The sequence below is a fragment of the Psychrobacter sp. 1Y4 genome, assembly GCF_051847555.1.
Window position 1 is genome coordinate 1 of record NZ_JBPYDE010000571.1, and the last position, 699, is coordinate 699.

2 protein-coding genes are annotated in these 699 nt (G+C 37.8%); one reads left to right on the forward strand and one right to left on the reverse strand.

The features are described from left to right. Positions 1 to 6: 6 nt before the first annotated feature. The gene (locus ACS8FC_RS17620) at positions 7 to 198 is read right to left on the reverse strand and encodes a (2Fe-2S)-binding protein (RefSeq protein ID WP_075107600.1); all 192 of its coding nucleotides are present in this window, start codon (positions 196 to 198) and stop codon (positions 7 to 9) included. Between the two features lie 307 nt (positions 199 to 505). Between ACS8FC_RS17620 and ACS8FC_RS17625 the strand changes: the two genes are divergently transcribed. Then, a partial coding sequence (locus tag ACS8FC_RS17625; RefSeq protein WP_439297743.1) for an ArsR/SmtB family transcription factor occupies positions 506 to 699 on the forward strand: 194 nt, incomplete at its 3' end.

Genomic DNA, 699 nt, shown 5'->3' on the forward strand with positions numbered 1-699 from the left:
AAGTAGCTATACTGCATACGCTAAGACATCGAGTGCTGCATGATGCTCGTCCAAGTAGTCATTAACCATAGGCTCACAGCATCCACAGCAAGTTGCAACGTCGAGGGTGTCTTTTAGACCATCGAGGGTATCTACACCAGAAGCAATGGCTGCTTTGATTTGCTTTTCTTTGACGTTATTACAGATACATACGTACATGGATTGGCTCCTCTGATTACCACTATTTGATAGCGACTACTTGCTCAGCATCACGCTGATTACATGCAGTATAATAACGATAATTGTTATCATTTTCAATAACATTCGGAACATTTTTTGGTCGTGATGGTACTGTTGTATTTCGCACCATTCATTTATGTAAGTGGATATAAGTGTGCGTGTAACCGAATATTGTCAAAGGTAGTGAATTGACGATGAACTGTAAATTTGCTTATTTTTTAATCGATTTTGTAGATAACTGCTGTTATATTGAACCCCTATTAACGAAGCCCATTGGAATTCTCCTATGTCTGATAATAATTTTACGATACGACCTATCGATTTATTCAAAGTCCTATCTGATCCGACACGTCTAAAAATATTTCAAATTCTTTTTAAAAAAGAAGCACGTTGCGTGGGTGATTTGGTAGATATGCTTGACCAGCCACAACCAACAATATCACGCCACCTAAACCATTTGAAAAAATTGGGTATTTTGAG